This window comes from Streptococcus cristatus (assembly GCF_963529205.1).
GTDB lineage: Bacteria > Bacillota > Bacilli > Lactobacillales > Streptococcaceae > Streptococcus > Streptococcus cristatus_O.
In genome coordinates, this window is record NZ_CAURYF010000026.1 from 24,489 (window position 1) to 32,373 (window position 7,885).

The following is a 7,885-nucleotide window of genomic DNA, read 5'->3' on the forward strand; positions in this document are numbered from 1 at the left end:
CAAGCATATATGCACAAGATTTTAGTAGTGGAAGACGATACTACGATCAATCAAGTCATTTGTGAATTTTTAAAAGAAAGTAACTATGCAGTTACACCAGTCTTTGATGGAGGCGAGGCTTTGCTTCAATTTGAAGCAGAGTCTTTTGACTTAGTTATTTTAGACATGATGTTGCCAACCATGAGTGGACTGGATGTTCTCAAGGAAATTCGCAAGACTTCTCAGATTCCGGTCATGATCCTGACAGCACTAGATGATGAGTACACTCAGCTAGTCAGCTTTAACCATCTCATCAGCGATTATGTGACCAAGCCTTTCTCACCACTGATCTTAGTCAAACGGATTGAGAATATTCTACGGCGAAATACGGTTGCTTCAGAGATTACTGTCGGTGAATTGACCGTCTCTATCGATGATTGTACTGTTTATTGGCAGGAAGAAAAGATGCCTCTGACTAAGAAAGAGTACGAAATCTTGCAGGCTCTAGCCAAGAGAAAGGACCACTTAGTGACCCGCGATCAGCTCATGAATACCATCTGGGGCTATAGCGAGCTGGACAGCCGTGTGCTGGATAATCATATCAAGAATATTCGTAAGAAGATTCCAGGTATTCCTCTGAAAACCATCACAGGTATGGGCTATCAGCTTGGAGGAGAAGACACGTGAAGATTGTCAAAAAGAACTTCCTCTTGACGACTTTCATCATCTTTGTCGTTGTGACGATCGTTCTATCCACTCTCTATTTCGCCATGCCGGTTTATTACCAGCAGGTCAAGGGGGGAGAAGCCCAGCGTGAGTTTGCTCAGGTAGCCAAGCAGGTCAAGGGAAAGTCCAGCCAAGAAATCAGTGAGCTTTTGAGTAATTATAGCAAAAAAAACAATCAGATCTGGTTCACCTTGCTGGCAAAAGACAATACAATTCTTTACCCAGCACTCGAAACGAATGGAGAAAGCTCTCTCCAGCTGACCATTGTTCCGACCATTGCCAATAGCAATTATGAGAGTAAGACCCTGTCAGAAAGTTTTCGGACATCAGATGGCAAAGAAGTAGTCCTGCGTGGGGAATATTCCCTGCAACCCGTTTCGGACGCCAGTCGGATCTTGCTCAATCTCTATCCCTTTGTATTATTCTTGTCGCTGAGTCTGGGTGGGCTTGCCGCCTATCTCTATAGTCGGACCTCCAGTCAGCGGATTAAGGATATCTCTTCTAGCACTCGACAAATGACGAGTCTGCTTCCAGACGTTTCCTGTCAGGTGAAAGGTCATGACGAGATTGCTGATTTGGCTCAGGATATCAATCACTTATATGCTAACCTCTTAACCAGTATGGAAGCTCTGCGATTAGAAAATGAGAAAGTCGCAGAAAGCGAGCGCGAAAAGGCAGAATTTCTCCGAATGACCTCCCACGAACTCAAGACCCCCATCACCAGCATGATGGGAATGATTGACGGGATGATTTATGGAGTGGGTGATTTTAAAGATCGGGACAAATACCTACAGAAGTGTCGCGAAATATTGGAAGAACAATCAGGCTTAGTTCAGTCTATCCTAGCCATTTCAAAGCTAGAAATGACCATGGAGACAGAGCGAGAAATCTTCTCTCTCAAAGAGCTGCTTGAAGCAAATATCAGTACATACAAGGTTCTAGCGGACCTCAAGCATTATCAATTTAATGTCCAACTTACAGAAACAAAAGTCCGAGGAAATAAGACCTATTTACTTAAAGCTATTAAAAATCTGATTGATAATGCCTTCCATTATACAGTAGAAGGTGGAGAAATCTTGGTTCGTTTAGAAGATGGGGTATTAATTGTAGAAAATGAAGCTGAGCGAGTGTTGGATGAGTCACAGATTCAGCAGATTTTCCAGCCATTTTATCGACCGGACTACAGTCGCAATCGTAAGGATGGCGGTACAGGACTGGGACTCTTTATCGTGCAGCAAATTTTGGAAAAGCACCATCTCACTTATCGCTTTGAAGCAGTTGAGAATAGGTGGATGCGCTTCACGATTTTTTTACCTCAAATGGAACAGATATGAGGCTGGGACAAAAGTCCCAGCCTCTCAATTGTTTGGATTGTCAAGCAAGACGCAGTGGTTGAGTGGGCTCTACTAGGCTGATTTCATCAGCTTTTACAGCCCTACTCAACTGTGCGGAGGTGGGACGACGAGATCGAATTCTAACGAATTACTGATTTCTGTCCCACTCTCATTTTTGCTTGGATTTTTATAGGATAAATGTTTGAAAAGCACTTTTATTCAAGTTTTGTCTTAAATTTAAAAGAAAAGTGCGAAAAACGCTTACAATATCACAAAATAATTGACTATTACCTTTATTAGGAGTAAACTAATGGGGTACATTTAAAAAAATAAAAGGAGAATTCATCATGAATTTAACATTTCTAGGACTTTGTATTGCCTGCTTTGGCGTCTCATTAGCTGAAGGTTTGATTATGAGCAATCTGTTTAAAGCAGCTTCACGTCAGCCAGAAATGGTTGATCAATTAAGAAGCTTGCTCATCATGGGTGTCGCTTTTGTTGAAGGTACTTTCTTCGTTACTTTGGTTATGTCTTTCATTATCAAATAGTTTTTTCTATTTTAGAAAAGGGGGTGTCAAACCTTGGAAGAGAGTCTTAATCCGACTATTCAGCTAGGCCCAATATCCTTTGATTTGACCCTGCTTGCTATGTCACTTGTGACCGTTTTGATGGTCTTTGGCTTTATCTACTGGGGCAGTAGAAAAATGTCCATCCGACCAAAAGGAAAGCAAAACTTACTTGAGTACGTCTATGATTTTGTCATTGGCTTTACTAAAGAAAATATTGGGGAACACTACATCAAAGATTATTCTTTGTTTATGTTTGCCTTGTTTCTTTTTATTGCAGTTGCCAATAATATCGGTTTGATGGCTAAAATTCAAACCACCAATGGCTACAATCTCTGGACCTCACCGACGGCAAATTTGGGCTATGACCTAGCCTTGTCCTTTATCATTACATTGATTAGTCATGTGGAAGGAATCCGTCGTCGTGGTTTTAAAGATTACTTAAAAGCTTTTGCAACACCTGGATTTATGACTCCAATGAATATCTTGGAAGAATTTACCAATTTTGCCTCCTTAGCTCTGCGGATTTTCGGAAATATCTTTGCAGGGGAAGTTTTGGCTGGCTTGTTGCTTACCTTGTCACAACAAGCATTTTATTGGTATCCAGCTGCTTTCCTAGGTAGTATGTTATGGACAGCCTTCTCGATATTTATTTCATGTATCCAGGCCTATGTCTTTACCATGCTGTCTTCGATGTATATCGGTAAGAAAATAAACGGTGAAGAATAGTAAGTAGAAAGGAAGAAAAGGAATGCACGTAACTATCGGTGCCATTATTGGTGACTTTATTCTCATCGCTGGTTCCTTCCTTTTATTAATTTTTTTAGTAAAGAAGTTTGCCTGGGGCAATATTACCAGTATCTTAGAAGAACGTTCTAAAAAGATTACGGATGATATTGACGGGGCTGAGTCAGCCCGCAAAAAGGCTGAGGAACTTGCGCAAAAACGTGAGAATGAATTAGCAGGAAGTCGTCAGGAAGCAACGACGATTATCGAACATGCTAAGGAAACAGCTGAAAAAAATAAGGCTGGAATTTTAGCGGATGCAGCTGAAGAAGCTGGACGTTTGAAAGCAAAAGCCAATCAGGAAATTGCTCAAAGCAAGGCAGAAGCCTTGAATAGCATTAAAGACGATGTGGCTGACCTAACAGTAAGTCTTGCAAGTAAGATCTTGAGCCAGCAGCTTGATACAAAAGCACACAGTGAGCTCATTGATCGTTATATTGATAAATTAGGAGATGCTTAATGGACAAAAAGCACTATGCGGTAATTGAAAAATATACCTTGCCTTTTGTTCAATTAGTATTTGAAAAAGGTCAGCAACAAGATGTTTTTGAAAAACTAAGCCAAATTAGGGCCGTGTTTGAGGAAACAAATCTTGCTGACTTTTTATCACATATTGGCGTTGATGATGGAGAAAAGGAGAAGGCTCTTCGACTTTTTCAAAACTCAGATTCACAGCTGATTGATAACTTTATCGAAGTTGTTATTCTCAATCATCGAGCAGATTTGTTCTACGATATGTTGGTAGAAATTCATCATCAGATTGAGAAACAAAGCAATGAATTTGAAGTGACGGTTAAATCTGTTCAAGCCTTGACAGAAAGTCAAAAAGAAAGATTGAAACCAATGATTGAGCAAAAAATGGGCCTCAAGGTTCGCTCGCTCAAGCAGGAATTGGATGCCAGCCTGATTGGTGGCTTCATCATTTCAGCCAATAATAAGACAATTGATGCAAGTATAAAACGTCAATTACAACTCGTAAAAGAAAATTTGAAATAGAAAGTGGTGTGAATTTTGGCGATTAACGCACAAGAAATCAGCGCTTTAATTAAGCAACAAATTGAAAATTTCCAGCCAAATTTTGACGTCACAGAAACTGGGGTCGTCACTTACATTGGTGATGGAATCGCTCGTGCCCACGGTCTTGATAATGCCATGAGTGGCGAGCTCTTGATTTTTGAAAATGGTTCTTATGGTATGGCTCAAAATTTGGAGTCAACCGATGTCGGAATCATTATCTTGGGTGATTTTACAGATATTCGTGAGGGCGATACGATTCGCCGCACGGGTAAAATCATGGAAGTTCCTGTCGGAGATGCTTTGATTGGTCGTGTCGTAGATCCACTTGGTCGTCCTGTTGACGGCTTAGGTGAGCTTGCTACAACTAAAACACGCCCTGTAGAAGCACCAGCTCCAGGAGTTATGCAACGGAAGTCTGTATCAGAACCATTGCAAACAGGTTTGAAAGCTATTGATGCCCTTGTACCAATTGGTCGTGGTCAGCGGGAATTGATTATCGGTGACCGTCAGACTGGTAAAACTAGTATTGCCATCGATGCTATCCTCAACCAAAAAGGGCAGGATATGATCTGTATCTACGTTGCCATTGGTCAAAAGGAATCTACTGTCCGTACACAAGTGGAAACTCTCCGTCAGTATGGAGCCTTGGATTATACTATCGTGGTAACAGCGTCAGCTTCTCAGCCTTCTCCATTGCTTTTCTTGGCTCCTTATGCCGGTGTAGCAATGGCTGAAGAATTTATGTACAATGGCAAGCACGTCCTCATTGTTTATGATGACTTGTCAAAACAAGCGGTAGCCTATCGTGAACTTTCTCTCTTGCTTCGCCGTCCGCCAGGTCGTGAAGCCTTCCCAGGGGATGTCTTCTACCTTCACAGCCGTCTGCTTGAACGTTCAGCTAAAGTTTCTGATGAGCTTGGTGGTGGATCAATCACTGCATTGCCATTCATCGAAACGCAGGCAGGAGATATCTCAGCTTATATTGCAACCAACGTAATTTCAATTACGGATGGTCAGATTTTCCTCAGCGATAGCCTCTTTAATGCAGGTATTCGCCCAGCCATTGATGCCGGTTCTTCTGTATCTCGGGTAGGTGGATCTGCACAAATCAAGGCTATGAAGAAGGTTGCAGGAACTCTGCGTATTGACCTTGCTTCATATCGTGAGCTGGAAGCCTTTACCAAATTTGGTAGTGACCTCGATGCAGCAACTCAGGCTAAGTTGAACCGTGGACGCCGTACAGTAGAAGTATTGAAACAGCCAGTTCATGAGCCACTGCCAGTTGAAAAGCAAGTTGTGATCCTCTATGCGTTGACTCACGGCTTCCTTGATGCAGTACCAGTAGATGAGATTCTTCGATTTGAAGCAGAGATTTTTGCTTACTTTGACGCTCATCATGAAGACATTTATGAAACCATTCGCCAGACAAAAGATTTGCCGAGCGAAGAAGTGCTGGACGCCGCTATTACTGAATTTATCAATCAGTCTAACTTCAAATAAGAATAGAGGTGTCAGATGGCAGTTTCATTAAATGATATCAAAAATAAAATTGCATCCACAAAAAACACCAGTCAAATCACAAACGCGATGCAGATGGTTTCTGCATCTAAGTTGGGAAAATCCGAAGAAGCAGCAAAGAACTTTCAAGTCTATGCTTCTAAGGTTCGGAAACTCTTGACCGACCTTTTGCATGGTCATGAGGCAGAAAATGTTAGCCATCATCCACTGCTCAAGAGCAGACCGGTTCAGAAAACGGCTTATATCGTCATTACGTCTGATCGTGGTTTGGTTGGTGGCTACAACGCAACCATCCTCAAATCAATGATGGAATTGATTTCTGAATACCACGAAAAGGATGATTATGTCATTATTTCGATCGGAGGAATGGGAGCTGATTTCTTCCGAGCACGAGGCATTCAGCCGATTTATGAATTGCGCGGCTTAGCCAATCATCCGAGTTTTGATGAAGTTCGGAAAATCATTTCCAAGACTATTGAAATGTATCAGAATGAGCTTTTTGATGAACTTTATGTGTGTTATAACCACCATGTCAACAGTCTGAGCAGTCAGATGCGGGTAGAGCAGATGTTGCCAATCGTTGACTTGGATCCTAGTGAAGCGGATGAGAACTATATCCTTAATCTAGAACTAGAATCCAGTCGAAATGCGATTTTGGATCAGCTCTTGCCTCAGTTTGCTGAAAGTATGATTTACGGAGCCATTATTGACGCAAAAACTGCTGAAAATGCTGCTGGTATGACAGCCATGCAGACAGCAACGGATAACGCAAAAAAAGTTATCAATGATTTGACCATTCAGTATAACCGTGCTAGACAAGCAGCTATCACGCAGGAAATTACTGAAATTGTGGCGGGTGCAAGTGCACTGGAATAGTGTCACAGAAAATAAATAGTATAAAGAGGAGAAAAGAATGAGCTCAGGCAAAATTACTCAGGTTATCGGACCGGTTGTAGACGTAGCGTTTGCAGCTGGCGACAAGCTACCTGAGATCAATAATGCACTTGTAGTCTATAAAAATGACGAAAAAAAATCAAAAATCGTCCTTGAAGTAGCTCTTGAGCTTGGTGATGGAGTGGTTCGGACCATCGCTATGGAATCAACGGATGGGTTGACTCGTGGCATGGAAGTGCTAGATACTGGCCGTCCAATTTCTGTGCCAGTCGGCAAAGAAACACTTGGTCGCGTCTTTAACGTTTTGGGAGATACCATTGACTTGGATGCTCCTTTTGCGGATGATGCAGAGCGTCAACCAATCCATAAGAAAGCTCCAACCTTTGATGAGTTATCTACTTCATCAGAGATCTTAGAAACAGGTATCAAGGTTATCGACCTTTTAGCACCTTATCTGAAAGGTGGTAAAGTCGGACTCTTCGGTGGTGCCGGAGTTGGTAAGACCGTCCTGATTCAGGAATTGATCCACAACATTGCCCAAGAGCATGGAGGTATTTCTGTATTTACCGGTGTTGGGGAACGTACCCGTGAAGGGAATGACCTTTACTGGGAAATGAAGGAGTCTGGCGTTATCGAGAAAACAGCCATGGTCTTCGGTCAGATGAATGAACCACCAGGTGCTCGGATGCGGGTTGCTTTGACTGGTTTGACGATTGCAGAATACTTCCGTGATGTGGAAGGTCAAGATGTCTTGCTCTTCATTGACAATATCTTCCGTTTCACGCAGGCAGGTTCTGAAGTTTCTGCCCTTTTGGGTCGGATGCCGTCAGCCGTTGGTTACCAACCAACACTTGCGACAGAAATGGGGCAATTGCAAGAGCGTATCACATCGACTAAGAAGGGTTCTGTAACTTCTATTCAGGCCATCTACGTGCCAGCCGATGACTATACTGACCCAGCTCCAGCAACGGCTTTTGCCCACTTGGACTCTACAACCAACTTGGAACGTAAATTGGTTCAATTGGGGATTTATCCAGCCGTGGATCCACTTGCTTCAAGCTCTCG

The 7,885-nt window shown here is 42.4% G+C and carries 9 protein-coding genes; all 9 read left to right on the top strand.

The window, feature by feature from the left end:
- Positions 1 to 9: 9 nt before the first annotated feature.
- Complete coding sequence (locus RWS39_RS06920; protein ID WP_015604682.1) at positions 10 to 666, top strand: response regulator transcription factor; 657 nt, start codon at positions 10 to 12, stop codon at positions 664 to 666.
- Positions 663 to 2,039 (top strand): sensor histidine kinase, encoded by a 1,377-nt coding sequence (locus RWS39_RS06925; RefSeq protein WP_314481834.1) that lies wholly within the window; start codon positions 663 to 665, stop codon positions 2,037 to 2,039. Before RWS39_RS06920 ends, RWS39_RS06925 begins: the two co-directional genes overlap by 4 nt.
- Positions 2,040 to 2,386: 347 nt before the next feature.
- Positions 2,387 to 2,587 carry a F0F1 ATP synthase subunit C gene (locus RWS39_RS06930; protein ID WP_005589732.1) on the top strand — a complete coding sequence of 67 codons (201 nt, stop codon included), beginning with the start codon at positions 2,387 to 2,389 and terminating at the stop codon, positions 2,585 to 2,587.
- 33 nt (positions 2,588 to 2,620) lie between these two features.
- Entirely contained in the window at positions 2,621 to 3,334 is a 714-nt protein-coding gene (gene atpB, locus RWS39_RS06935; protein ID WP_045496788.1) for a F0F1 ATP synthase subunit A, read from the top strand.
- A 22-nt stretch (positions 3,335 to 3,356) separates the two neighbouring features.
- Positions 3,357 to 3,851 (top strand): F0F1 ATP synthase subunit B, encoded by a 495-nt coding sequence (gene atpF, locus RWS39_RS06940; protein ID WP_005589735.1) that lies wholly within the window; start codon positions 3,357 to 3,359, stop codon positions 3,849 to 3,851.
- Positions 3,851 to 4,387, top strand: a complete 537-nt coding sequence (locus RWS39_RS06945; RefSeq protein WP_314481836.1) for a F0F1 ATP synthase subunit delta — start codon at positions 3,851 to 3,853, stop codon at positions 4,385 to 4,387. The genes atpF and RWS39_RS06945 overlap by 1 nt, the downstream gene beginning before the upstream one ends.
- Positions 4,388 to 4,402: 15 nt before the next feature.
- Positions 4,403 to 5,908 carry a F0F1 ATP synthase subunit alpha gene (atpA, locus tag RWS39_RS06950; protein ID WP_125389904.1) on the top strand — a complete coding sequence of 502 codons (1,506 nt, stop codon included), beginning with the start codon at positions 4,403 to 4,405 and terminating at the stop codon, positions 5,906 to 5,908.
- A gap of 15 nt (positions 5,909 to 5,923) precedes the next feature.
- The gene (locus RWS39_RS06955) at positions 5,924 to 6,802 is read left to right on the top strand and encodes a F0F1 ATP synthase subunit gamma (protein WP_314481838.1); all 879 of its coding nucleotides are present in this window, start codon (positions 5,924 to 5,926) and stop codon (positions 6,800 to 6,802) included.
- Between the two features lie 37 nt (positions 6,803 to 6,839).
- Positions 6,840 to 7,885: F0F1 ATP synthase subunit beta (gene atpD / locus RWS39_RS06960; protein WP_314481840.1), on the top strand; the 1,046-nt coding region annotated here is incomplete at its 3' end.

What these genes read in the sequence shown, in the direction of transcription:
- RWS39_RS06920 (WP_015604682.1), top strand. Translation starts at nt 10, where the DNA reads ATGCACAAGATTTTAGTAGTGGAAGACGATACTACGATCAATCAAGTC.
- RWS39_RS06930 (WP_005589732.1), top strand. Translation starts at nt 2,387, where the DNA reads ATGAATTTAACATTTCTAGGACTTTGTATTGCCTGCTTTGGCGTCTCA.
- atpF (WP_005589735.1), top strand. Translation starts at nt 3,357, where the DNA reads ATGCACGTAACTATCGGTGCCATTATTGGTGACTTTATTCTCATCGCT.
- RWS39_RS06945 (WP_314481836.1), top strand. Translation starts at nt 3,851, where the DNA reads ATGGACAAAAAGCACTATGCGGTAATTGAAAAATATACCTTGCCTTTT.
- RWS39_RS06955 (WP_314481838.1), top strand. Translation starts at nt 5,924, where the DNA reads ATGGCAGTTTCATTAAATGATATCAAAAATAAAATTGCATCCACAAAA.